Genomic DNA, 22469 nt, shown 5'->3' with positions numbered 1-22469 from the left:
TTTTCGTGCACGGAAATGGCGGGCGTCAGCGGCGCAGGACCGGACGCACCTCTTCGTGGAAGAAACGGAAATAGGACGTGATCTGCGCAAGCGCGTTGGTCGACAGCTTGTACTGGATGCCGAGACGGCCGTTGGAATACCAGCGCACCGTGCCGCTGAGGCGACCAAGCTCCTCGCTCTCGACCGTCACGAGCTGCCCCGGCATGACCTGAAGGGGTTTTTCGATATCGAAGGCCATGCCGCTGGGCGAGAGATCGACGACGCGCGCCCGCGTCGACTGGTGCATGATCTTCACCGTCGCGAAAAGCCGCACGCTGGAACGATTGCTTGCCCGGACGGGCATATCCTTGATCGTCGTCATTCAGCACACCCCCATCGTCGCCGACATGAACGCAGGGTAGTGAGAAACACTTGCTGCCCCGCTAATGGACAGCGTTGAGAATTGGTAAACGCACCCTTAGGATGCGGCGCGGCCCTCGACGGTGACATAGCGATCGGCAAGGTAGCGCATGGTCGCCACCGCGTCCGCCGGCTTTCCGTAGAAATAGCCCTGCCCCATGCCGCAGCCGAGCGCCTTGAGCTTCAGCGCCTCGGAGAAGTCCTCGATGCCCTCGGCAACGACGGCCAGATCGAGCCCCTCGCACATGGTGACGATGGCCTTGATGATGTGCTCGGATGCCTTGTCGTTGGAAATACGCGAGACGAAGGCGCGGTCGATCTTCACCTTGTCGAAGGTGAAATCGCGCAGCCGCCCGAGGCTCGACTGGCCCGTGCCGAAATCGTCCAGCGAGATGCGCACGCCCGCCGCGCGCAGCTCGCAGACGATCTTCTGGGCCGTGTCGGCATCCGTCATGACGGCGGTTTCGGTGATTTCCAGCTCCAGCCGGCGAGGATCCAGCCCCACGCGGTTGAGGATCGCCAGCGTGTTGAAGGCGGTCTTCGGATCCATCAGCTGGGCGGACGAGAGATTGAAGGAGAGGAAGAGTTCCTTCGGCCAGGAAAGCGCCGCTTCGGCAGCCTTGCGCAGCAGCGTGTCGGAGAGCGCATCGATGAAACCGCGTTCCTCGGCGAGCGGTACGAAGACGGCCGGCGAGACATAGCCGAGATCGGCATCGCACCAGCGCGCCAGGGCCTCGAAGCCGACCACCGTATCATCGCGCAGGCTGACGATCGGCTGGAAATGCACATCCACCTCGTTGGCGATGATGGCGTTGCGCAGTGCCTGTTCGAGCTGCGTCGCCCGCTTCATCTCCTGGGCGATTTCCTGGGAATAGACGGTGATCTGGCCGCGGCCGCGTCGCTTGGAGCGATAAAGCGCGGTGTCCGCACTTTTCAGAAGCTCGGTGAAGTCCTCGCCGGCGAAGGGGTAGATCGCAAAGCCGAAGGAGGCCGACAGGCGCACGTTTCGGTCGCCCAGATCGAAGGGCGCCGACAGGACCTCGCGCAGCATCTGGCCGATCTTCTCCGCGCCCTTGCGTTCGAAGACGAGCGGCAGCACGAAGGCGAATTCGTCGCCGCCATGGCGCGTGACGGTGGCGCCATCCGGCACGCAGGCTTTCAGGCGATGGGCGACCTGGCAGAGGATCTCGTCGCCGGCGCGGGGGCCGAACAGATCGTTGATGGGCTTGAAGCCGTCGAGATTGGCGATGCCGATGGCGAAGGGCGCCGGGTCCTCCTCGCGCTCCTTGGCGATCTGGCGAACCTTGTCACGCAGTCGGTACAGATTGCCCAGCCCGGTCAGCGGGTCGGTATAGGCCATGGCATGGAGGTCAGTCTGGGAAACATCCAGCGCCGCGTGATCAGCAGACTTCATTAATGATTACCCGTACTTGCACTCGACCTCCGGAGACTGCTTCACGATGCGCCATGAGCGTTAACAAATGCATAGCGCGGCATCGTCAGTCCTGCCCACCAACCTCCCTAAATATGGGGGGTTGACCCTTCCTCTCCCGATCTAAGCGACGGATTTCTCCGCCCTTCGGTTCACATAGCGCCGGTAGATGGCCTCGATCATGTCGGGGCTTACCGGCTTGGTGATGTAATCGTCCATGCCGGCATCCATGCAGTTCTGCATGTCCACGTTCAGCGCCTGGGCGGTGACGGCAACGATGGGCGTACGCGTGCCCGTCAGCTTCTCCGCGTCGCGGATTTCCTTGGCGGCATCGATGCCGTTCATCAGCGGCATGGAAATATCCATCAGCACGAGGCGCGGCTGGTGCTTGCGCCACAGCATGACCGCCTCCTCCCCGTTCTCGGCGATGCGGTGCGAGACGCCCATGCCCTCGAGGATCTGCGAGAAGACGAACTGGTTGATCTGGTTGTCTTCCGCCACCAGCACCTCGACGTCACCCACCGCGCCGGGCAGCATCGTCGTGATGTCGGTTGCGATGTACCAGTCGTCGGCAAAGGTTGCCGGCGTGACGACGATCTCGCCGAGCGGCGAGGCGTCCTCCGACAGGAGTTCGTGGCTATCGACGAGGGTCCGCATGAAATCGGGGCCGATATCGTCGGGCGTGATCAGGCGCGTTTCAATTCCGTAGTCATTGTCGGCGATGGCCTCGCGCGCCGGCAGGTTCCTGTCGATGACAATATAATCGAGGCTCAATCCGCCGGCAGCGGCGGCGGCGAGGAAGGCGTGATGTTCCGGTACGCTGCGAACGGCGCAGCATTCCGCGCCACGCGCCTTGAGTGCTGCAACCAGAATATCCTCGATATGCGGATTGTCCGTGACGACAAGCACGCGCTTTCCGGCGATCGTCCGCAGTTCATCGGGGTCCAGCTGATCGAGCAGCAGCCGGTGTTCGGCCTCGCGAACGGGATCGAAGCAGTTCTGCGCCTCGATGAAGCCGCCGGCCACGCGCAGCACCGCGTCGGCCGACGCAAGATCGGCAACCTGATCGCGCGCATAGGCGGTGACGTCCTGCATGACGGTGACGATGACGTAATGTTCGGGTGCGCCGATGCGGTACTTGTGGGTGATGGTGTAGAGATCGGAACCGTCGGCGCGAATGATGTGTTCGGCCAGGCTGGTCGGTTCGCCGGTCTTCAGGACCGAGCGATCGCCCTGCTCGATCCGCTCGGCGGTTTCCGGATCGGCAAAGGCCCAGGAAGAGCGCCCGACGATGGTTTCGGCGCTCGCCCCATAGATCGCGCAGAAAGCCTTGTTCGCCGCGATGTAGGTCAGGTTGCGATCCTTGATCACGACCGGAGACGGCAGGGTTTCCAGGATATCCTCGGTCAGCGCGATGCGCTCGAGGTCAAGGCGCCATTGCTCATCCTGCTTCTTCTGCTCGGACACATCGACGAAGGTGCTGACATTGTAGCCGCTCGGCAGGCGGCGCTTGCGGAAATGAATCCATCGGTCGCGGCCAACCCGCTCGACGGCATCGTGCTGCTCGCGCCAATGGGCGGAAATGCGGCTGGAGATCCATTCCTCGCGGTTGATCGCCTTGTGTCGCTGATCCGGCGTGATGCCATAGCGCATGCCGCTGTCGAAGATCGCGCCCAGCACATCGCGCAGGCGGGTTCCGGGGGTCAGCATTTCGACGGGAATGGGAAAGTAGCGAAGGGCCTGGCGGCTGGCGAAGACGAGGCAGTCGTTCTTGTCGTACACGATCACGGCCGCAGCGAGGATATCGCACGCGGCCTCGAACATTCCCAGCCGGATGTGCGCGTCTGACGGCGCTACATCATTCATATTGGCCACCCCTGCCTGTCTGGCATTCCCGCTAACATGCTGATCGGCGCTTCACGCGCTCTTGGACATGGGAATGACAGCGGCCAGCCGCGCTGAAATCGTCCGCCGGGCGACCGGCACGCTTGTGCTCATACAAGCCAAACAGCACGTTCGCAGCATTTTATTAAAGCCTGATTAAATCTCTTGGCCGCATCAGGCACGCGCAAGCCGGGATAAGCGGCCAAGACCACTGGCGGGGGCCGCGCGAATCCGCGAAAATGGCGCCATGACCATCAGGCAGCTTTCCGAAACCCTCATCAACCAGATCGCGGCCGGCGAAGTGATCGAGCGCCCGGCCAGCGCCGCCAAGGAGCTGATCGAAAACGCGCTGGACGCGGGCGCGACGCGCATCGAGATCGCCACCGCGGGCGGCGGAAAGACGTTGCTGCGCGTCACCGACAACGGCTGCGGCATGGCGCCCGGCGAGCTGGAACTGGCGATCCGCCGGCACTGCACCTCCAAGCTCGACACCGACTTGCTGGATATCCGCACCCTCGGCTTTCGAGGCGAGGCGCTGCCGTCCATCGGCTCGGTCGCGCGCCTTTCGCTGCTTAGCCGCACGGCGGAAGCCAGCGAAGGCGCCGAGATCAGCGTGACAGGCGGCAAGGTCGAGCCGGTGCGCCCGGCGGCGGCCAACCGCGGCACGGTGGTGGAGGTGCGCGACCTCTTCTTCGCCACGCCGGCGCGGCTGAAGTTCATGAAGAGCGAGAAGGCCGAAGCGTCAGCGATTTCCGACGTCGTGCGGCGCATGGCCATCGCCTTCCCGCATGTGCGCTTCGTGCTGTCGGGTTCCGACCGGACGACGCTCGAATTTCCCGCGACCGGGACCGATCGCCTTGCGCGCATCGCACAGGTGCTCGGCCGGGATTTCCGCGACAATGCCATCGAGATCGATGCGGAGCGGGAGAGCGTGCGGCTGACGGGCTTCGCCGGCCTGCCGACCTTCAATCGCGGCAATAGCCTCCATCAGTTCGCTTTCGTAAACGGCCGGCCCGTGCAGGACAAGCTTCTCTGGTCGGCGCTGCGGGCGGCCTATGCCGAAACCATTCCGCACGGGCGCTACCCGGTCGCGGTGCTGTCCATCGAGATCGATCCGGCGCTGGTGGACGTCAACGTGCATCCGGCCAAATCCGACGTGCGCTTCCGCGATCCGGGGCTGGTTCGCGGCCTCGTCATCGGCGCGATCCGCGAGGCGCTTGGACGCGAGGGCGACCGGGCGGCCACGACGGGCGCCAGCGGCCTGATGCGCGCCTTCCGGCCGGAAGCACAGCGCCCCGCTACGCCCTGGACGCCCGCCGCCTCGCCCTATCGCCCGTTCGAGCCGGCGGCATCGATGCCGCTTCGCGCCGCGCAGACCGGCTTTGCCGAATTCGCAACGCCATCGGCGCGCAGCGAGCCGGTTTTCACGGCGCAGGAGCCGGTGCCGGACGATGCACCGCCGCAGCATCACCCGCTCGGGGCGGCGCGCGCGCAGCTGCACGAGAACTATATCGTCGCGCAGACGCAGGACGGGCTGGTCATCGTCGACCAGCACGCGGCGCATGAACGGCTCGTCTTCGAGGCCATGCGCAACGCGCTGCATTCCCGCGCGGTGCCCGCGCAGGCGCTGCTCATCCCTGAAATCGTCGACCTGCCGGAAGACGATTGCGACCGGCTGGTCGCCCATGCCGACGAGTTCGCCAAACTCGGGCTCGGCATCGAGCGCTTCGGGCCGGGCGCGATCGCGGTGCGCGAAACGCCTGCCATGCTCGGCGAGATGGACGCGACCGGCCTCATCCGCCAGCTGGCGGACGAGCTTGCCGAGTGGGACACGGCGAACGGCCTCAAGGCAAAGCTCGAATACCTCGCAGCGACCATGGCCTGCCACGGCTCGGTGCGCTCCGGGCGGCGCATGCGGCCCGAAGAGATGAACGCGCTGCTGCGGCAGATGGAAGCCACACCCGGCTCCGGCCAGTGCAATCACGGCCGCCCGACCTATATCGAACTGAAGCTGTCGGATATCGAGCGTCTGTTCGGGCGCAGCTGAACGGCGAAAGCGCTGGAAATTTGGCCCCCGCCGCGATATGCACCATGAAGCTTTCTTGACGTAATTCCGGATACGGACCGTTTGCCGAAGCGGAATTGCCAGCAGTGATACGGATACTGAAATCGATGATGAACCGTTTTGAAGGCCGCAACGGCAGTCGGGAAGCGAAGATCCGCTACCTCGACGGCGATTTCCAGATCCTGATGCCGGGTTCGCACGTCATCTGCGCGATGACCGGCGAAACGATCCCGCTCGAGGAACTGCGCTACTGGAGCGTCGCGCGGCAGGAAGCCTATATCAGCTGCGCGGCCTCGCTCGATGCCGAGAAGCGCGCGGGCGCGCTGCCGACGCAGAAGCGGTAGAGCATTTCCAGCAAAAGTGTGCCCGGTTTTGCGCCCGGAAATGCGTAAAAACAAAGAATTAGAGCAGTGGAGGTGAACCTACGTTCACCGGAATTGCTCTAGGGTTTCACCCCGCCGGGGGTTGCAGCTTGCGCTGCCGCGCATTGGCGATCGCTGCGTCGATGATCGCATCCGGGCCCTTCGGGTCATCGAACCGGATTTCCACCTCGATCACCCGGCTCTTTTCCTGCAATTCCTCAGACCGCCCGTGCCCGCCGCCGAGCCGCACGCTGTCCTTGGCCGTGGTGACGAGCCCGCAGCCCAGGTCTTCGGCCTGCTGAAGCAGCTCGGCCACCTCGTCCTCGCCGAGGAAATGGTGATCCGGGAAGGACCGCGTCATCTGGAGCTGCGCGCCGGTTTCCCGCACGGTCCGGAAGAACTTCTCGTTGTCGGCGATGCCGGACCAGGCCATGACGGCCTGCCCTGCGAGATCGCCGGCACCGACCGTCACCAGCGTTGCTGGATGGATCGCCTTGCCGGCGCGCGCGGCCTGGCGGATCAGCCTGTCGGCCGCCGCGCCGTCGCCGATCGCAAGCAGGGCGCTTGCCTGCCGCATCTGTTCACCGAGCGGCGCGCGCACCGGTCCGCCCGGAACGAGGTGGCCGTTTCCGATGCCGCGACGGGTGTCGATGACGACAAGCGCGTAGTCGAAGACAAGCCGCGCGCTCTGGAAACCGTCGTCCATGATGATGAGGTCGGCGCCCTCTTCCACCAGCTTCAACGCGCCCTTGATGCGCTTTCGGGAGATGACCGTCAGCGCCTCGCGGGCAAGCAGCAGCGGCTCGTCGCCGACGGCACGGGCGCGGTGGTGATGCGGATCGACCACGGTGGTAACATCGAGCGAACCGCCATAGCCGCGCGACAGGAAACCGGGTTTCAGGCCCCGCGCGCTGGCGGCGCGGGCAATGGCGACGGCCGTCGGCGTCTTGCCGGCACCGCCCACCGTGAAATTGCCGACGCAGATGACAGGGACCGGCACCTGCGCGCGGCGGCGGCTGCGCATGCGTCGCCCCGCAATCCACCCGTAGAGGTGCGAGATCGGCCAGAGCGCCCGGGCTCGCCAGTCGGGCTTCGTCCACCAGAACGGCGGCGCTTCACTTACCATTTCATCCCCCGCAGGCACCCCTGCCCGTTCGACGGCACAAGAAACGCGAGAACGGTGCGGAAATCAACCATCGTGCCAATGAGCGGGTGCGTCGCCGAGGCGGCGTTCACGCCACCGGACGCGCGGCGGCAGCGCCCGAGAAGAGCGGCACCAGTTCGGTGATGTCGTTGAGGCAATAGTCCGACGCCTCCGACAGGGATTGCCGCGAGCCCGTGCCGGTCAGCACCGCGACGGTGACACCGGCACCGGCACTGCGCCCCATGTGGAGATCGTGGTTGTTGTCGCCGACCACGGCGACCTGATGCGGTTCCAGCCCCGTGGCGGCGCAGAAGCCCAGCACCATGCCCGGTTCAGGCTTGACGCCGTAGCCGCTGTCATAGCCCGCGACATAATGCAGGTAGCCGTCGAAGCCGAAGCGCTTGGCCGTCGCGCGGATGGAGGCCTCGTTGTCGGACGAGGCGACGCCCAGCCGGTAGCCGCGCGCATGCATGGTGCCGAAGAAGGCGGCAAGATCGGTGACGGCGACGGCCAGCTGCGCCGAATTGGCGAAAAGCCCGTCGAAATGGGTGGTGAGCGTTTCCACCGTGAAGGGCGCGCCGGCCGCCACGAAGCCCTCGGCGATTTCCACCGTATTGCCGGCCGCCAGCAGGCTGTCGGGCGTGACATAGCCGGTATCCGGGTCCATGCCGCCGGCGACGAGCAGCTTGCGGGCAAGGTCCTCATCGCCCTTGGCGGCGATGCGGCCAAGCTCGTAGTTCACGGGCACCCAGCTCTTGGCATAGTCGAGCAGCGTGCCGTCCTTGTCGAACAGGATACCGGAAATCGCGTCGGCCTTCGTCATGTCGCGTCCTTTCAGGAGGACTGGCGCGGGTGGAGCCGCGCCTTCACGGTGAGGGGATTGATATAGGGTTCGAGGCCCTTGACGGTGGCGCGCAGCGCGCCGCGCATTTCCTGCACCGTCTCCTGGCCCGCATCGATCATCTGCCGGCGCATCTCCTCGTTGTTGAGGAGATAGTGCACGCCCTTGGCCAGCATCTCGACGTCGCGCACCATCTTGGCGCTGCCGTTTCGGGCAAGCTTCTGATAGGTCTCGCGGAAATTCTGGACGTTGCCGCCCGACAGGATCGCGCAGCCGAGCATGGCCGGCTCCAGCGGGTTCTGCCCGCCCTCGGCAAAGAGCGAACGCCCGACGAAGGCGACCTCCGTCATGCGCAGGTAGAGCCCCATCTCGCCGATCGTGTCGCCGAGGAAGATATCCGTCTCCGGCGTCAGCGGTTCGCCGGACGTGCGCCTGACGACCTTGAGGCCACGCGCCGCCAGCATATCCGCCACGGCGTCGCTGCGCTCGGGATGGCGCGGCACGACGATGGTGAGCAGGCCGGGCGTGCGCTCCTTCAGGGCGCGGTGCACGTTGCCGGCGGCGGCCTCCTCGCCCTCGAAGGTCGAGATCGCCGCCCAGGTCCGGCGGCCGGCGATCTGGCCGAGATAGGTCGAAAGCGCCTCTGCATCGGCCGGCGGCGCGTCGGTATCGACCTTGAGATTGCCGGATACCGTCACCGGCAATGCGCCGAGCGCACTGAACCGTTCCGCGTCCACATCCGACTGGGCGATGACCAGCGCGAAATTCTCGAACAGCGCCTCGGCGAAGGCCTGGCGGCGCTGCCAGCGCGGGAAGGAGCGATCGGAGATGCGGCCGTTCACCAGAACCTGCGGGATATGGCGCCGGCTCAGTTCCAGGATGGTCATCGGCCAGATTTCCGATTCCGCCATGATGGCGAGATCGGGATGCCAATATTCGAGGAAGCGACTGACCGCCGGCTTCAGGTCGAGCGGCACATACTGGTGGATGACGTCAGATCCCAGCCGGTCGTGAACGACCTTCGCGGAGGTGACGGTGCCGGTCGTCAGCACCACCGCGATGCCGCGGCGGCGCACTTCCTTGATGAGCGGAATGATCGAATTGGTCTCGCCGACGCTTGCGGCGTGGAACCAGACCAGCGGGCCGGCCGGGCGCGGCACGCCCGCCACGCCGTAGCGCTCGCGGCGGCGCGCGCGCTCTTCCTTGCCCTTGGCGGCGCGCACCGCCAGATACGGGCCGATGACGGGGTAGAGCGCGACGCCTCCCCAGCGGTAGATCGAAAGCGTGAGGCGGGCGAGCCGGCTGCTCATCGGCAAGACACCTTCGTTCGGGCTTTCGGGCTATGGAGGATCATGAAGGGTCCGGTCTTTCTGTCCGGCGCGGTCAAGCCGCGCGGGACGGGGTCGGTGACGTCGGCTCAGCCTTTGCGCGGGTCCAGGAGACGGTGCATGTGCACGATGAAGTAGCGCATATGCGCATTGTCCACGGTCTGCTGGGCCTTGGATTTCCAGGCGACGAGTGCGCTCGCATAGTCAGGGTAGATCCCGACGATATCGAGGCTGTCGAGGTCGCGGAACTGCAGGTCGTCGAGGGTCTTCAGTTCGCCGCCAAAAACGAGATGAAGGAGTTGTTTGGGTTCGGTCGTATCGGTCATGTCTTCTCTCTTTATTGTGCCGAATTCGGCTCACGGTTTGCGGTATTCCGCATGAAAGGTCAATGGTCGGAGAGGTCGCGTGCGGCCTCGACAAGCCCGGAAAGCCGGGACAACCCGGCCGCACACAGCGTCTCGTGGCTGACGGCCGGCCGGTTGTAGACGAGCGGCGCGCCGTCCAGCGACACGAGGGCCCCGCCGGCCTGCTCAAGGATGAGGTCGGCGGCCGCCAGATCCCAGTCGTGCGCGTTGCGTTTGACCAGCGTCGCGTCGATGCGGCCGTCCGCCACCATGGCGAGACGATAGGCAAGCGAGGGCACATGCGCGATACGGCTCATGTCGCCGATCCGCCTCCGGTCTATGTCGCGCACCATGTCCTCGGGCGCCGCCACGCGCATCGCACGCGTGTCGTCCGGCCCGGTCACGGCAATGGGTGCGCCGTTCTTCAGCACGGGTCCGCCGGCCGATGCCGTGAACAGTTCATCGAGCGCGGGCGCGAAGAGAACGCCGGCAACCGGTCGCCCCTCATGCACGACGGCAGCGCTGACGCACCAGATGTCCTTGCCGCCGATAAAGGCGCGCGTGCCGTCGATGGGATCGATGACGAAGACGGTTTCGCAGCCGAGGCGCGCGGCATCGTCGTCGGTCTCCTCCGACAGCCAGCCGTAATTGGGCCGGGCGCCGAGCAGCTCCGTCTTGAGGATATCGTTTGCCGCGAAATCGGCAGCGCTCACCGGCGAGCGGCCGCCGTTCTTCCACCAGACTTCCGGCCCCTTGCGGAAGAATTCCAGCGCCTTGGCGCCGGCCAGCCGCGCGGCCCCCACGAGGAGGTCGAGATCGGCGGCCCAATCTCCGGCGGGAGGCATGGGGTCACGTTCCCGCAAGCGTCATGCCCTCTATGGCAAGCGTCGGCGCCGCCACGCCGAACGAGCGGTCGATGTCGTTTGCCGGCGTGATGCGCAGGAACATGTCGACGAGGTTGGAGGCGATCGTCACCTCGGAGACGGCAAAGGTCAGTTCGCCGTTCTCGATCCAGTAGCCGGAGGCGCCGCGGCTGTATTCGCCCGTCACCATGTTGACGCCCTGGCCGATGAGCTCGGTGATGTAGAAACCGTTGCCCACCGAGCGGATGAGGTCTTCCGGAGAGATATCCCCGGGCTCCAGCGCAAGGTTGGTGGAGGCCGGGCTGACCGACGTGCCGCCACGCACGCCGCGACCGTTCGTCTTCAGGCCGAGTTCGTTGGCCGTGGAGGTGGAGAGGAACCAGTGCTGCAGCACGCCGTCCTCGATCATCGCGAGGCGCTTGCCGGTGACGCCCTCGCCATCGAACGGACGCGACGAGGGACCGCGCACGATGAGCGGGTCGTCGGTAACGGAAAGGCCCGCCTTCAGCACCTGCTTGCCCATGCGGTCGCGCAGGAAGCTCGTCTTGCGGGCGACGGAGGCGCCGTTGATCGCGCCGGCGATATGGCCGGCAATGCCGCGCGCCACGCGCGGATCGTAGACCACCGTCACGTTTTTCGCTGTCGGCACCTGTCGCGGGTTGAGACGGCGCACGGCGCGGGCGGCGGCCTCGCGGCCGATCTCCTCGGCATCGCGCAATTCTGCGAAATACAGCGAAGAATCGAAGTCGTAGTCACGCTCCATCTTCGTGCCCTCGCCCGCGATGACGCTGACGGAACGGCCGAAGCGGCTGGCGCTGTAGGCGCCGGAAAAGCCATGGGAGGTGGCCAGCACGAGCCCGCCCATGCCGGCGGATGCGCCGGCGCCGCCGGAATTGGTGATGCCGGAAACGGCAAGCGCCGCGGCCTCGGCGGCAAGGGCCGCTTCGGTGAGCTGGTCGGCGGAGACCTCGGTCGGGTCGAAGAGATCGAGGTCCGGCCATTCCTTGGCAAGGTCACCTTCGGCGGCGAGCGACGCGAAGGGATCTTCCGGCGAGGCCTTGGCCATCGCCACGGCGCGCTCAGCAAGCACCTTCAGGTCGAAGCCCGGATTGGCCGAGACGCTGGCGACGCGTTTTCCGACGAAGACGCGCAGGGAGAAATCGTCGCTTTCGGAGGCCTCGGTGCCTTCGACCTTGCCGAGGCGCACGCTCACCGACGAGGACCGGCCACGGACGACGACGGCATCGGCCGCATCCGCCCCCGCTTGAATGGCGCGGTCGATAAGTTCACCGGCGCGCTCGAGAAGGCTTGCGGAATCGATTGTCTGTGACATGACTTGGCCTTTCTTTGATGCCCCATTTATTGTGCGCCGACACAGGCATCAAGGGAGGTCGTTCCTTTTTTGCCGTGCAGCCGCCACCCCGCAGAGAAAGCCTTCCGCATGCAATATACCCACAGCTCGTACAACGAGGTCCTGATGATGCTCGGCGGGGCGCTTCTTGCCGCGCCGATCTTCAAGCGGCTGGGGCTCGGCACCATTCTCGGCTATCTCGCGGCCGGCGTGGTGATCGGCCCGATCCTGCACCAGATCCGCGATGGCGAAGAGCTGCTGGGCGTCGCCGAACTCGGCGTGGTGTTCCTGCTTTTCCTGATCGGGCTGGAGCTGAAGCCCTCGCGCCTGTGGTCGATGCGCCACGACATTTTCGGGCTCGGCATCGCGCAGGTGGTGGTGACCGGGCTCATTCTGGCGGGGCTCGTGCTGCTCTTCGGACTGGAGGAGTGGGACGGTGCGCTGATCATCGGTTTCGGCCTTGCACTGTCCTCCACCGCGTTTGCCATGCAGATCCTCGATGAGCGGGGCGACACCAATACGCGCTACGGCCAGCGCGCCTTCTCACTGCTCCTGCTGCAGGACCTCGCCATCGTGCCGCTCCTGGCGCTGATACCGCTTCTGGCCGAACAGGCGCCCGAGGACACGACAAGCGCCTTCCACGATTTCATGGTCGCGGTCGGGGCGATCGCCGCCCTGCTGGTCGCCGGCCGCTACCTGCTCAACCCGCTGTTCCAGATCATCGCGCGCACGGGCGCCCGAGAGGCCATGATCGCGGCGGCGCTGTTCGTGGTTCTCGCTGCCGCCATGCTGTTGCAGATGGCCGGGCTTTCCATGGCCATGGGCGCCTTCCTGGCCGGCGTGCTGCTTGCCGATTCCTCCTATCGCCACGAGTTGCAAGCGGACGTGGAGCCCTTCCGCGGAATTCTGCTCGGCCTCTTCTTCATGGCGGTCGGCCTGTCGCTGCATCTCGACGTGATCTTCGCGAGCTGGCTGACGATCCTGATCGCGACACCCGCCGTCATGCTGGTGAAGGGCCTCGTCATCTATTGTCTCTGCCGCTTCACCGGCTCCGTGCACAACGATGCGGTGCGGATCGCGCTGGTGCTGCCGCAGGGCGGTGAATTCGGTTTCGTGCTCTTCACGGCGGCAGCCGCGGCCGGCATCTTCTCCGGCGGGCTCGCCTCGCTGCTGATCGCCGTCGTGACCGTATCCATGGCGCTGACGCCGATTGCCGCCGCCCTCTCCCGTTTCCTGCTGGTGGAGGATCCCGAAGAGGAGATGGAAGAGGATTTCGAGGGCGCCGGCGCCGACGTGCTGATGATCGGCTTTTCGCGTTTCGGCCAGATCGCCGCCCAGATCCTGCTGGCCGGCGGCCGCGAGGTGACGGTCATCGACCATTCGACGGACCGTGTGCGCCAGGCCGCGAATTTCGGCTTCCGCATCTATTTTGGCGACGGCACGCGCAAGGACGTGCTGCGTGCGGCCGGCATCGAACGGGCGAAGATCGTCGCCGTCTGCACGCACGGCAAGGCCACCACGGACCGCATCGTCGATCTCGTCCAGTCGGAATATCCCAACGCCACCGTCTTCGTGCGTTCCTATGACCGCATTCACACGCTCTCGCTGCGTGCCCGCGGCGTGCAGCACGACGTGCGCGAAACATTCGAATCCGCGCTCGTTTTCGGCCGCGAAACGCTGGAGGAACTCGGCGTCGAGCCCGATGACGCGGTGGCCATCAGCGACGATATCCGCCGCCGCGACGAGGCGCGGCTGGAACTCCAGGCGGTGGAAGGACTGGCGGCGGGGCGGCATATGCTGCATTCCGCGCCGGTGAAGCCGGAACCGCTCGTCAGGCCGAAGAACCAGATGGCCGACGCCGACGAGGATGTCTGAGCCCTGCCGGCTCGCCGGCTTCAGCCCGTACGGGAGAGTTTTTCGTCGAGCGCGCGCCTGAGAACATCGCGGATACCCTCGGATGCTTTCAGCACCTCCGCCGCCTTGGCGAAATCCAGCACCCGGAAGCGACCGACCTCCGGCTGGAGGAAGATGTCGGGCGCGCCCTTTTCAAGCTTCAGCGTGACGATGGACCGCATGGTCAGCTGCGTGGCGCCGTAGAGGCTGTCGATGCTGTTGGGCAATTCGGCCGTGCCCGACGGCGGCTGGCCGATGACGTCGACGCCGATGGTGATATCGGCCCGGCCGGCCAGATGATCGAACGGGATCGGGTTACACAGGCCGCCATCCATCATCACGCGGCCGTCGATGACGACAGGACGGAAGACGGCGGGCAAGGCGGCGGATGCGGCAAGTGCCGGGAACAGCGGGCCGCGCTCGCAGACGCATTCGCGCTGCGCGTAATAGTCCGACACGATGACCTTCATCGGGATATCGAGCGCTTCGAAGGTTTCCGGTACACGGTCGGGCAGGAAGGCCTTCAGCATGCGTTCCAGATTGAACTGCCCGAACTTGAAACCGCCGGAGACCATCTGCGAAAGCCCTGATGGTCGCAGGCTCCAGAGGCGGTTCATGATCTGGCCGGGTCTGCCGATGGTGGCCAGCGTATGCTCGCGGATCTCACGGCCCGTCATGCCGCAGGCCATGGCCGCCCCCATGATCGCGCCGATGGACGCGCCCGAGATCAGCACCGGACGGATGCCGAACTCGTCGAGCACTTCGATGACGTGGATATGGGCGAGGCCGCGGGCGCCACCGCCTCCAAGCGCGATGGCGACGGTCGGGCCGGCGGGGCGTGGCGCGATCGGGGAAACGAGGGCATCGGTCATCGCTCAGGTCTCCGCGGCCGGCACCGTTCAGCCGGACCGGTAACGATAGAAGTGCATGCGCGTTTCGCCGAACGTCCTGACTTCAAGAAGCTCGAAACCGTCGACGGCGGCGGGTTGAATATCGGCGCGCTCCTCGAGGATCGCAAGGGCGCCCTCGACGAGCCAGCCGCCGCGGGCGGCGGCGTCGAGCGCACGCTCGCCGAGACCCTTCGCATAGGGCGGGTCGGCAAAGAGGAAATCGAACGGTTCCATCGTGCCGATGCCGCCGAGCGACGTGGCGTCGCGGCGGAAGATCTTGGCACGACCGATCACGCCGAGCGATTCCGTGTTGGCGTGCAGCAGCCCCCTGCCCTCCACGCCCTGCTCGACAAAGAGCACGGCGCGCGCGCCGCGCGACAGCGCCTCGAAGCCGACGGCACCGGTGCCCGCGAAGAGATCGAGCACGCGCGTTCCGTCAAGGGCCTCGGGATAGGCGTGGGAGAGGATGTTGAACAGGCTTTCGCGCGTGCGGTCCGTCGTCGGACGGATATCGTCCGACTTCGGCGTTGCAAGCGAACGGCCGCGAAATTCTCCGCCGACGATCCGCACGGCGGATTACTTGCCCTTGCCGCGCGGACGGCCGCCGCCGGCAGGACGGCCGCCGCCCGGCTTGCCGCCACCGGGCTTTCCGCCAAAGGACTTGCCGCCGGGTTTGCCGCCGAACGACTTGCCACCGTCGCGGCGCGGCGGACGGTCGGAGAACGAGCGTTCGCCCTCTGCCCGTGGCTTGCGGTCGCCAAAGGAGCGTTCACCCCGGGCCGGACGGTCGCCGAAGGAACGCTCGCCCTGCGCACGCGGTTTGCGGTCGCCGAAATCGCGGGGTGCGCGGTCATCGCCGGCGCCGGAGCGCTTGCGTCCGAAGCCGCCACGGCCGCCATCGTCACGGCCACCGGCTTCCGGCTCGGAGGCGCGGATCCACTCGCCGTCCTCGTCGCGCGTCTTCAGGATGCGGGGCTTTTCCACACGATCGTCACCGGGACGGCCGCGGGCCGGGCCCCTGCTGTCGAAACCCTTGCGGTCCGGATCGAACTTCTTGGCCGTGCGGGTCGGCGCGCCATCGGCCGTGCGGCCATAACGCTTGGTCTTGGGCGCACCTTCGGGACGCACGCGCGGCTCGCGCTTCACGCCTTCCGCCGACGCATCGGCTGTTTTTTCTGCAACGGGACGGGCGCCGGGCGCCATCCAGACATTGGACTTGCGGGCACGGTTCGCAGGCTCGCGCTTCGGCTTGCTTTCGAAGCGGTCGCCCTCGCGATCCCGGTCGCGCGAACCACCGCGCGGCTTGTCACTGAACCGGTCGTCGCGCTTGGTATCCAGCCGCGCGCGGGCCTGCTCGCGGCGATCGCCATCACGGCGGCCGGCGGGCTTCTCGCGACGCTCTGCCGGACGCTCGCTCCAGGCGGACGCCTCCTCGCGGGGCTTCACCGGCTTGGCGGCGGCATCCTCATCCGCCTTGTGGTCGAAGAGCGGCGCGTCGAAATTCGCTCCGGATTCCTCGATCAGACGCGGGCCGAGCTGATCGCGCAGCGTGCGGCCGCGGATTTCCTGGGCGTGGCCTTCCGGCAGTTCGCCGAGCTGGAAGGGGCCGTAGGAAATGCGGATCAGCCGGTTGACGTCGAGGCCGAGCGCGCCGAGCACATTCTTGACTTCGCGGTTCTTGCCTTCGCGCAGGCCGAGCGTCAGCCAGACATTGGAGCCCTGCGCCTTGTCGAGCGTCGCGTCGATCGAGCCGTAGAGCACGCCGTCGACGGCGATGCCTTCCTTCAGCTTGTCGAGATCGGCCTGCTCGATCTTGCCGTGGGCGCGCACGCGGTAGCGGCGCAACCAGCCGGTCGTCGGCAGCTCCAGCATGCGGGCGAGGCCGCCGTCATTGGTCAGCAGCAGCAGGCCTTCGGTGTTGATGTCGAGGCGGCCGATGGACATGACGCGCGGCAGTTCTTCGGGCAAGTTGTCGAAGACGGTCGGGCGGCCTTCCGGATCGGCATTGGTCGTCACGAGGCCGGCAGGCTTGTGGTAGAGCCACAGGCGCGTGCGCTCGATGCCGCGCACCGGCACGCCATCCACCTCGATGCGGTCGGCGAAACTGGCATTGAGCACCGGGGTCTCCAGCACCTTGCCGTTCACGCTGACGCGGCCTTCCATGATCATGCGCTCGATATCGCGGCGCGAGGCCACGCCCGCGCGGGCGAGCAGCTTGGAAATGCGTTCGGGCGCGAGTTCGGCCCCGGCCGGCGCGGCAGGTGCCGGCTTGGCGGCGCGGGCAGGCTTGCCGTCGCGCGGCGCCGCCTTGCCGTCAAACGGCTTCTTGCCCGCCGGCTTGCCGCCGAAGGATTTCTTGCCCGCGGCCGCCGATGCGGCGCCACGCGGCTTGGTATCGCGGCCCGCGGGCTTCGCGCCCGGCCGTTTTGGCTTGTCTTTGGATGTCATTTGTGTTGCCTGCGTTTTCGCGTGTCCTATCAGGTCAGACGCCCCGGGTTAAGAGGAATTCGTTCCGCTATGACAAATCGCTTCATGGAGATCGCGCTGGCCGAGGCCCGCGCCGCCGGCAAACGCGGTGAAGTGCCCGTCGGCGCCGTGCTCGTCATGGACGGCGCGGTCGTGGCGCAGGCGGGCAATCGCACGCGCGCCGACAATGATGTGACGGCCCATGCCGAAGTCGCCGTCATCCGCGAGGCCGCCCGCACGCTCGGCCAGGAGCGGCTGGCGGGCGCGGACCTCTACGTGACGCTCGAACCCTGCACGCTGTGCGCGGCCGCCATCTCGTTTGCCCGCATCCGCCGGCTTTATTACGGCGCGGAAGACCCGAAGGGCGGCGGCGTCGACAACGGCGTGCGCTTCTTCGCGCAGCCCACCTGCCATCATGCCCCGGAGGTCTATTCCGGCATCAGCGGCGTGGAAGCGGCGGAGATCTTGAAGGATTTCTTCATGGAAAGGCGCTGAGAACGATGTCACTTGCCACCGCTATCATTGTCATCACCTTGGGCCTGATGGTCGCCATGTCCGTTCTCGCCGCACGTCGCATCGCGCCGCGTGCAGAACGGCTGACCATGCAATGGAACCGTGAGGGGAAGCCGAACTGGTCGCTGCCACGTGATGCCGCACTCGCGTTCACGCCAGCGCTAGCCGCCGTCGTGCTCATCGTCATCGCCATGAATGGCGGGATGATCGTGGCGATCCTGCCGGTCTGCGTCGCCTTTCTCGGCGCGCATGCGCTTCATCTCATCCTGCTTGCCCGGCGCAGCGGCTGAGTGGGTGTCACCCCTCGGCAAACTGTTTCAGGCGGTCGCCCGTTAGGCGATAGCGCAGCCATTCCGTCTGCGGCTCGGCGCCGATAGCGTCGTAGACGCGGATGGCAGGCTCGTTCCAGTCGAGCACGCTCCATTCGAAACGGCTGCAATCCTGTTCGATGGCAAGGCGCGCCAGGTAGCGCAGCAGCATCTTGCCGACGCCGCCGCCGCGATGGGCGGGCGTCACATAGAGGTCCTCGAGATAGAGGCCGTTCTTCGACTGCCAGGTGGAATAGGTCTTGAACCAGACGGCGGAGCCGGCCGGTTCGCCGTCTTCCGTCTCGCAAATGGCCGCGTAGCTCACCGAACCCTCGCCGAAGAGGGACGCCACGACGCTTTCCTCGGTCGCGGCCACTTCGGATAGGGCATTTTCATACTCCGCAAGCTCGCGGATGAAGCGCAGGATGACGGCGGCGTCATCGACCGTCGCCGGCCGGATTCGATAGCCGGTCATGATGTCAGAACGGCCACCAGCTGGAACCGCCCTGCTTGGCGGCCCTGGCTTCCTTCTTGCGGCGGCGTTCCTTCTGCTTCTCAGGCTCGCCGAGATCGGCCTGGGCCTCCTCGGGAATCCTGCGATATTCGGTCGGCGGGTCGCTCAGGTAGCGGCGCTGATCGGAATAGGCGCCCATCTGCAGGCGGCGTGCTTCGCGATAGGCCTGCGTCTGCTCTGCCGTGCTCATCTGGCGGGCCGTCGTATTCTGGCTGGCGAGCGGCGAGCGGTAGCGGGGATCGTTGGCGTTCTCGTCCGCCTCGGCGCGCAGGCGCTCGCGCATGTCTTCCGGATTCTCAAGCCATTCGGGATTGTCCTTGGACGCGACGGATTGCTGCGGGTTGGCCAGCGCCGTCTTGTCCCTCGGCACGACGAGACCGCCGCGCGGCTGGTAGCGAACCTTCTTGGCGTCCTTGTTTTCCGGCTGGATCATCACGGCGTTGCCGAGGTCGTCGATCAGCTGCTCGCCGGCGGTCTTGTCGGTGCCGTAGGTCGGGCCCATGCAGCCGGTCAGAAGGAGGCTGCCGCCGAGAAGGCCGAACAGGCCGGTCCGTACCCGAATATTTCGCGTCATTCCCATGAATACCCTTCCAGCAGAGCCGGTACGCAGAAAACTCATTCCACGGCAAAAGTCCGCCGTGCCATGGCGGAACAATCCGACCATTTTCAGGCAGCATTACCGGATGAAGCCGCCAAGTGCAATTCATGCCGGCAAATCGACGGCCGGAAAGAACCGGCCGTCAACAGAGCGGGCGCTTATGCCGCGCGGCGGAAACCGATTTCGCGCAGCGCAGCCGCATCGCGGGCCGAGACGTCAGGATATTCCGGGTCGGAACCGACATCCGTCGTGATCCGCCAGGAACGGGCGCATTTCAGCCCCTCCGCCAGCTTCGGCTCGACCGAAATCTTGGGGACTTCCGCAAGGCGGAAGGCATCCGCAGGGCCCTCACCCGCAACCAGCGTGATGGCCGAGGTGATGCAGATTTCCGCGAAATCCTGGCCTTCGAGGGCAGCCAGAAGCTCGGGATCGGCAATGTAAACGACCGGAGCCGCCTCCAGCGAAGCGCCGATGCGTTTCTCGCGGCGCTCGATTTCCAGCGCGCCCGTGACGACCGAACGCACCGCGCGGATCTTCTCCCACTTGGCCTCGAGCGCATCGTTGCGCCATTCGGCCGGCACGTCGGGGAACTGCTCCAGATGCACCGAGACGGCATCCGGCTTGCGCGAGAGCCAGGCCTCTTCCATCGTGAAGGGCAGCATCGGGGCGAGCCAGGTGACGAGGCAATCGAAGAGCTTGCGGATGACGGCAAGGGCTGCGCGGCGCTTCAGCGAGGACGGGGCATCGCAGTAGAGCGCATCCTTGCGCACGTCGAAATAGAAGGCCGAGAGCTCGACATTCGAGAAGTCGATGAGCGCGCGGGTGATCTTCTTGAAGTCGAAGGCATCGTAGCCCGACCGCACGAGCGCATCCAGTTCCGCCAGCCGGTGCAGTATGAGCTTTTCCAGCTCCGGCATGTCGGCATAGGCGATCTCCTCGCCCGTGTCGTGCGCCAGCGTGCCCAGCATCCAGCGCACCGTGTTGCGCAGCTTGCGGTAGGCATCGATATTGGTCTGGATAATCGTCTTGCCGAGGCGCTGGTCTTCCCAGTAGTCGGTCGTCATGACCCAGAGGCGAAGGATATCGGCGCCCGATTCCTTCATGACGTCCTGCGGCGAGACGACGTTGCCCTTGGACTTCGACATCTTCTCGCCCTTCTCGTCCATGGTGAAGCCATGGGTGACGACGGCATTGTAGGGCGCACGGCCGCGCGTCGCGCAGCTTTCGAGCAGCGACGAATGGAACCAGCCACGATGCTGGTCGGAGCCTTCGAGATAAACGTCGGCCGGCCATTTCAGGTCCGGGCGGTCCTCCAGCGTGAAGGTGTGGGTCGAGCCCGAGTCAAACCAGACATCGAGGATGTCCATGACCTGCGTCCAGGCTTCTCCCGCACGGTTGCCCAGGAAGCGTTCGCGCGCGCCTTCGGCGAACCAGGCATCGGCGCCTTCCTTCTCGAACGCCTCGAGGATGCGGGCGTTGACGTCCTCATCGACGAGCACGTCGCCCTTTTCATCGGCGAAGACGGCGATCGGTACGCCCCATGCCCTTTGGCGGGAAAGAACCCAGTCCGGGCGGCCTTCGATCATGCCGCGCAGGCGGTTCTGGCCGGAGGCCGGCACGAAGCGGGTCTGGTCGATCGCGGCAAGCGAACGCGAGCGCAGCGTGGTGCCGTCGCCGAGTTCCTTGTCCATATAGACGAACCACTGCGGCGTGTTGCGGAAGATGACCGGCTTCTTCGAACGCCAGGAATGCGGATAGGAATGCTTGAGGCGGCCGCGGGCAAAGAGGTTGTTTTCGGCGATCAGCGCCTTGATGACGCGATCGTTGGCGTCGCCCTTCTTGCCGTTGTCGTCCATGACGCGCGCGCCTTCGAAGCCGGGGGCTTCGGCGGTGTAGAAGCCGGCATCGTCGACGGTGAAGGGGATCTTCGCGGAGATGCCGCGCGCCTCGAGGTTGCGGGCCTCGGCCATCCAGGCATCAAAGTCCTCGCGGCCGTGGCCGGGGGCGGTGTGCACGAAGCCCGTGCCGGCATCGTCGGTGACATGATCGCCATCGAGCAGCGGCACCTGGAAGGTGTAGCCGAGCGGTGCGAGCGGATGGGCGGTGACGAGTGCCGACAGTTCTTCCGGCGCGACATCGCGCAGGAACTTCAGCGTCACCTTGGCCTTGGCCGCGCAGTCATCGGCCAGACGGGTGGCGAAGATCAGCTTTTCGCCCGGCTGCGGGCCGAAATCGTTCGTGGCGCTTTCCACCTCGTAGAGGCCGTAGGGGAAGCGCGACGAGAAGGAGATGGCGCGGTTGCCGGGGATCGTCCAGGGCGTGGTCGTCCAGATCACGACGAAGTTGCCCTTGAGATCGGCAGGCCCCTCTGTCACCGGGAACTTCACCCAGATCGTGTCGCTCTCGACATCGGCATATTCGACTTCGGCTTCGGCCAGCGCCGTGCGCTCGACGACCGACCACATGACGGGCTTGGAGCCGCGGTAGAGCTGGCCGGACTTGGCGATCTTCAGCAGCTCGCCGGCGATACGGGCTTCGGCGTGGAAGGCCATGGTCGTGTAGGGATTTTCGAAGTCGCCCTCGATGCCGAGACGCTTGAACTCCTCCGCCTGGACCTTGATCCAGCCGCTCGCGAAGTCACGGCATTCCTGGCGGAACTCGTTGACCGGAACCTCGTCCTTGTTCTTGCCCTTCTCGCGGTACTTCTCCTCGATCTTCCACTCGATGGGAAGGCCGTGGCAGTCCCAGCCGGGCACGTAATTGGCGTCATAGCCGCGCATCTGGAAAGAGCGGGTGATGACGTCCTTGAGGATCTTGTTCAGCGCGTGGCCGATATGGATGTTGCCGTTGGCATAGGGCGGACCGTCGTGCAGCACGAATTTTTCGCGGCCGGCGGCGGAGGCACGCAGCTTCTTGTAGAGGTTCATCTGCTGCCAGCGGGCCACCGTTTCCGGCTCCTTCTGCGGCAGGCCGGCGCGCATCGGGAAATCCGTCTGCGGCAGGTTGAGTGTGGACGAATAATCGACTTTTTCAGGCGTATCGGTCATGGATATGGCTATCGTCTTTGTTCGCGCGCTTTGTGCGCATGCGGGGAATATCGGTCAGTGCACCGGCAATGACGGCGGGGGCGCTTCAGGAACGCCCGAAATCCCGGACCTTCCGGCCTCGCTCAGAGCGCGCGGAAGGCCGGGCCACTAATTCGCAGATCGATGGTCAGCCGGTGGAGCATCATGCGCGCGGTCTTACGGGGTTTTCGGCGGTTTGAAAAGACTGC

At 65.8% G+C, this 22469-nt stretch carries 20 protein-coding genes; 5 read left to right on the top strand and 15 right to left on the bottom strand.

Going from position 1 to position 22469, the window contains the following annotated elements; all coding sequences use genetic code 11:
* Nucleotides 1-25: 25 nt before the first annotated feature.
* From GR158_RS08265 to GR158_RS08255, 3 genes are all read right to left on the bottom strand, one after another.
* Complete coding sequence (locus GR158_RS08265; protein ID WP_134648941.1) at nucleotides 26-361, bottom strand: PilZ domain-containing protein; 336 nt, start codon at nucleotides 359-361, stop codon at nucleotides 26-28.
* A 96-nt stretch (nucleotides 362-457) separates the two neighbouring features.
* Nucleotides 458-1813: a bifunctional diguanylate cyclase/phosphodiesterase gene (locus tag GR158_RS08260; protein WP_134648942.1), complete on the bottom strand. Its 1356-nt coding sequence runs from the start codon at nucleotides 1811-1813 to the stop codon at nucleotides 458-460.
* 141 nt (nucleotides 1814-1954) lie between these two features.
* Complete coding sequence (locus GR158_RS08255) at nucleotides 1955-3697, bottom strand: response regulator (RefSeq protein ID WP_160870709.1); 1743 nt, start codon at nucleotides 3695-3697, stop codon at nucleotides 1955-1957.
* Nucleotides 3698-3962: 265 nt separating this feature from the next.
* On the opposite strand from GR158_RS08255, the gene mutL reads away from it, so the two are divergent.
* Nucleotides 3963-5762, top strand: a complete 1800-nt coding sequence (gene mutL / locus GR158_RS08250) for a DNA mismatch repair endonuclease MutL (RefSeq protein WP_160870708.1) — start codon at nucleotides 3963-3965, stop codon at nucleotides 5760-5762.
* Between the two features lie 125 nt (nucleotides 5763-5887).
* Nucleotides 5888-6124 carry a DUF2093 domain-containing protein gene (locus tag GR158_RS08245; RefSeq protein WP_134648945.1) on the top strand — a complete coding sequence of 79 codons (237 nt, stop codon included), beginning with the start codon at nucleotides 5888-5890 and terminating at the stop codon, nucleotides 6122-6124.
* A gap of 106 nt (nucleotides 6125-6230) precedes the next feature.
* Here GR158_RS08245 and lpxK read toward each other — a convergent pair whose 3' ends face one another.
* From lpxK to GR158_RS08215, 6 genes are all read right to left on the bottom strand, one after another.
* Nucleotides 6231-7268, bottom strand: a complete 1038-nt coding sequence (gene lpxK / locus GR158_RS08240; RefSeq protein ID WP_160870707.1) for a tetraacyldisaccharide 4'-kinase — start codon at nucleotides 7266-7268, stop codon at nucleotides 6231-6233.
* A 106-nt stretch (nucleotides 7269-7374) separates the two neighbouring features.
* The gene (locus tag GR158_RS08235) at nucleotides 7375-8109 is read right to left on the bottom strand and encodes an HAD family hydrolase (RefSeq protein WP_160870706.1); all 735 of its coding nucleotides are present in this window, start codon (nucleotides 8107-8109) and stop codon (nucleotides 7375-7377) included.
* A gap of 11 nt (nucleotides 8110-8120) precedes the next feature.
* The gene (waaA, locus tag GR158_RS08230) at nucleotides 8121-9437 is read right to left on the bottom strand and encodes a lipid IV(A) 3-deoxy-D-manno-octulosonic acid transferase (RefSeq protein WP_160870705.1); all 1317 of its coding nucleotides are present in this window, start codon (nucleotides 9435-9437) and stop codon (nucleotides 8121-8123) included.
* A 107-nt stretch (nucleotides 9438-9544) separates the two neighbouring features.
* Nucleotides 9545-9781, bottom strand: a complete 237-nt coding sequence (locus GR158_RS08225; protein WP_134648949.1) for a DUF4170 domain-containing protein — start codon at nucleotides 9779-9781, stop codon at nucleotides 9545-9547.
* Nucleotides 9782-9840: 59 nt separating this feature from the next.
* The gene (locus tag GR158_RS08220; protein WP_160870704.1) at nucleotides 9841-10644 is read right to left on the bottom strand and encodes a 3'(2'),5'-bisphosphate nucleotidase CysQ; all 804 of its coding nucleotides are present in this window, start codon (nucleotides 10642-10644) and stop codon (nucleotides 9841-9843) included.
* Nucleotides 10645-10648: 4 nt separating this feature from the next.
* Nucleotides 10649-11995 carry a TldD/PmbA family protein gene (locus tag GR158_RS08215; protein ID WP_160870703.1) on the bottom strand — a complete coding sequence of 449 codons (1347 nt, stop codon included), beginning with the start codon at nucleotides 11993-11995 and terminating at the stop codon, nucleotides 10649-10651.
* A gap of 108 nt (nucleotides 11996-12103) precedes the next feature.
* Here GR158_RS08215 and GR158_RS08210 point away from each other — a divergent pair, with 108 nt between their 5' ends.
* Nucleotides 12104-13888 carry a monovalent cation:proton antiporter-2 (CPA2) family protein gene (locus GR158_RS08210; protein ID WP_160870702.1) on the top strand — a complete coding sequence of 595 codons (1785 nt, stop codon included), beginning with the start codon at nucleotides 12104-12106 and terminating at the stop codon, nucleotides 13886-13888.
* Nucleotides 13889-13908: 20 nt separating this feature from the next.
* Here GR158_RS08210 and GR158_RS08205 read toward each other — a convergent pair whose 3' ends face one another.
* The 3 genes from GR158_RS08205 to GR158_RS08195 are packed head-to-tail and all read right to left on the bottom strand — an operon-like array spanning nucleotide 13909 to nucleotide 17244.
* Complete coding sequence (locus tag GR158_RS08205) at nucleotides 13909-14778, bottom strand: patatin-like phospholipase family protein (protein WP_160870701.1); 870 nt, start codon at nucleotides 14776-14778, stop codon at nucleotides 13909-13911.
* A gap of 27 nt (nucleotides 14779-14805) precedes the next feature.
* Nucleotides 14806-15366, bottom strand: coding sequence for a 16S rRNA (guanine(966)-N(2))-methyltransferase RsmD (rsmD, locus tag GR158_RS08200; protein WP_160870700.1), 561 nt, complete (start codon nucleotides 15364-15366; stop codon nucleotides 14806-14808).
* Between the two features lie 6 nt (nucleotides 15367-15372).
* Nucleotides 15373-17244 carry a pseudouridine synthase gene (locus tag GR158_RS08195; protein ID WP_160870699.1) on the bottom strand — a complete coding sequence of 624 codons (1872 nt, stop codon included), beginning with the start codon at nucleotides 17242-17244 and terminating at the stop codon, nucleotides 15373-15375.
* A 69-nt stretch (nucleotides 17245-17313) separates the two neighbouring features.
* On the opposite strand from GR158_RS08195, the gene GR158_RS08190 reads away from it, so the two are divergent.
* Both GR158_RS08190 and GR158_RS08185 read left to right on the top strand, forming a co-directional pair.
* On the top strand, nucleotides 17314-17757 hold the full coding sequence (locus GR158_RS08190; RefSeq protein WP_160870698.1) for a nucleoside deaminase: 444 nt from the start codon (nucleotides 17314-17316) through the stop codon (nucleotides 17755-17757).
* Between the two features lie 5 nt (nucleotides 17758-17762).
* A complete protein-coding gene (locus tag GR158_RS08185; protein ID WP_160870697.1) occupies nucleotides 17763-18065 on the top strand; it encodes a hypothetical protein in 303 nt (100 codons plus the stop codon).
* A gap of 7 nt (nucleotides 18066-18072) precedes the next feature.
* On the opposite strand, the gene GR158_RS08180 is transcribed toward GR158_RS08185, so the two are convergent.
* From GR158_RS08180 to ileS, 3 genes are all read right to left on the bottom strand, one after another.
* Complete coding sequence (locus tag GR158_RS08180; RefSeq protein WP_160870696.1) at nucleotides 18073-18558, bottom strand: GNAT family N-acetyltransferase; 486 nt, start codon at nucleotides 18556-18558, stop codon at nucleotides 18073-18075.
* A gap of 4 nt (nucleotides 18559-18562) precedes the next feature.
* Complete coding sequence (locus tag GR158_RS08175; protein WP_134648959.1) at nucleotides 18563-19177, bottom strand: hypothetical protein; 615 nt, start codon at nucleotides 19175-19177, stop codon at nucleotides 18563-18565.
* Between the two features lie 176 nt (nucleotides 19178-19353).
* Nucleotides 19354-22242 carry an isoleucine--tRNA ligase gene (gene ileS / locus GR158_RS08170; RefSeq protein ID WP_160870695.1) on the bottom strand — a complete coding sequence of 963 codons (2889 nt, stop codon included), beginning with the start codon at nucleotides 22240-22242 and terminating at the stop codon, nucleotides 19354-19356.
* Nucleotides 22243-22469 lie beyond the last annotated feature (227 nt).

Source organism: Shinella sp. AETb1-6, from assembly GCF_009826875.1.
GTDB lineage: Bacteria > Pseudomonadota > Alphaproteobacteria > Rhizobiales > Rhizobiaceae > Shinella > Shinella sumterensis.
The sequence above is the reverse complement of the archived record's forward strand: the minus strand, read 5'-3'. Positions and strand labels throughout refer to the sequence as shown.

What these genes read in the sequence shown, in the direction of transcription:
- GR158_RS08205 (WP_160870701.1), bottom strand. Translation starts at nt 14,778, where the DNA reads ATGACCGATGCCCTCGTTTCCCCGATCGCGCCACGCCCCGCCGGCCCG.
- mutL (WP_160870708.1), top strand. Translation starts at nt 3,963, where the DNA reads ATGACCATCAGGCAGCTTTCCGAAACCCTCATCAACCAGATCGCGGCC.
- GR158_RS08175 (WP_134648959.1), bottom strand. Translation starts at nt 19,177, where the DNA reads ATGGGAATGACGCGAAATATTCGGGTACGGACCGGCCTGTTCGGCCTT.
- waaA (WP_160870705.1), bottom strand. Translation starts at nt 9,437, where the DNA reads ATGAGCAGCCGGCTCGCCCGCCTCACGCTTTCGATCTACCGCTGGGGA.
- GR158_RS08185 (WP_160870697.1), top strand. Translation starts at nt 17,763, where the DNA reads ATGTCACTTGCCACCGCTATCATTGTCATCACCTTGGGCCTGATGGTC.
- GR158_RS08235 (WP_160870706.1), bottom strand. Translation starts at nt 8,109, where the DNA reads ATGACGAAGGCCGACGCGATTTCCGGTATCCTGTTCGACAAGGACGGC.
- GR158_RS08260 (WP_134648942.1), bottom strand. Translation starts at nt 1,813, where the DNA reads ATGAAGTCTGCTGATCACGCGGCGCTGGATGTTTCCCAGACTGACCTC.
- GR158_RS08265 (WP_134648941.1), bottom strand. Translation starts at nt 361, where the DNA reads ATGACGACGATCAAGGATATGCCCGTCCGGGCAAGCAATCGTTCCAGC.
- lpxK (WP_160870707.1), bottom strand. Translation starts at nt 7,268, where the DNA reads ATGGTAAGTGAAGCGCCGCCGTTCTGGTGGACGAAGCCCGACTGGCGA.
- GR158_RS08215 (WP_160870703.1), bottom strand. Translation starts at nt 11,995, where the DNA reads ATGTCACAGACAATCGATTCCGCAAGCCTTCTCGAGCGCGCCGGTGAA.
- GR158_RS08190 (WP_160870698.1), top strand. Translation starts at nt 17,314, where the DNA reads ATGACAAATCGCTTCATGGAGATCGCGCTGGCCGAGGCCCGCGCCGCC.
- GR158_RS08225 (WP_134648949.1), bottom strand. Translation starts at nt 9,781, where the DNA reads ATGACCGATACGACCGAACCCAAACAACTCCTTCATCTCGTTTTTGGC.
- GR158_RS08180 (WP_160870696.1), bottom strand. Translation starts at nt 18,558, where the DNA reads ATGACCGGCTATCGAATCCGGCCGGCGACGGTCGATGACGCCGCCGTC.
- GR158_RS08220 (WP_160870704.1), bottom strand. Translation starts at nt 10,644, where the DNA reads ATGCCTCCCGCCGGAGATTGGGCCGCCGATCTCGACCTCCTCGTGGGG.
- GR158_RS08245 (WP_134648945.1), top strand. Translation starts at nt 5,888, where the DNA reads ATGATGAACCGTTTTGAAGGCCGCAACGGCAGTCGGGAAGCGAAGATC.
- ileS (WP_160870695.1), bottom strand. Translation starts at nt 22,242, where the DNA reads ATGACCGATACGCCTGAAAAAGTCGATTATTCGTCCACACTCAACCTG.
- GR158_RS08255 (WP_160870709.1), bottom strand. Translation starts at nt 3,697, where the DNA reads ATGAATGATGTAGCGCCGTCAGACGCGCACATCCGGCTGGGAATGTTC.
- GR158_RS08210 (WP_160870702.1), top strand. Translation starts at nt 12,104, where the DNA reads ATGCAATATACCCACAGCTCGTACAACGAGGTCCTGATGATGCTCGGC.
- GR158_RS08195 (WP_160870699.1), bottom strand. Translation starts at nt 17,244, where the DNA reads ATGACATCCAAAGACAAGCCAAAACGGCCGGGCGCGAAGCCCGCGGGC.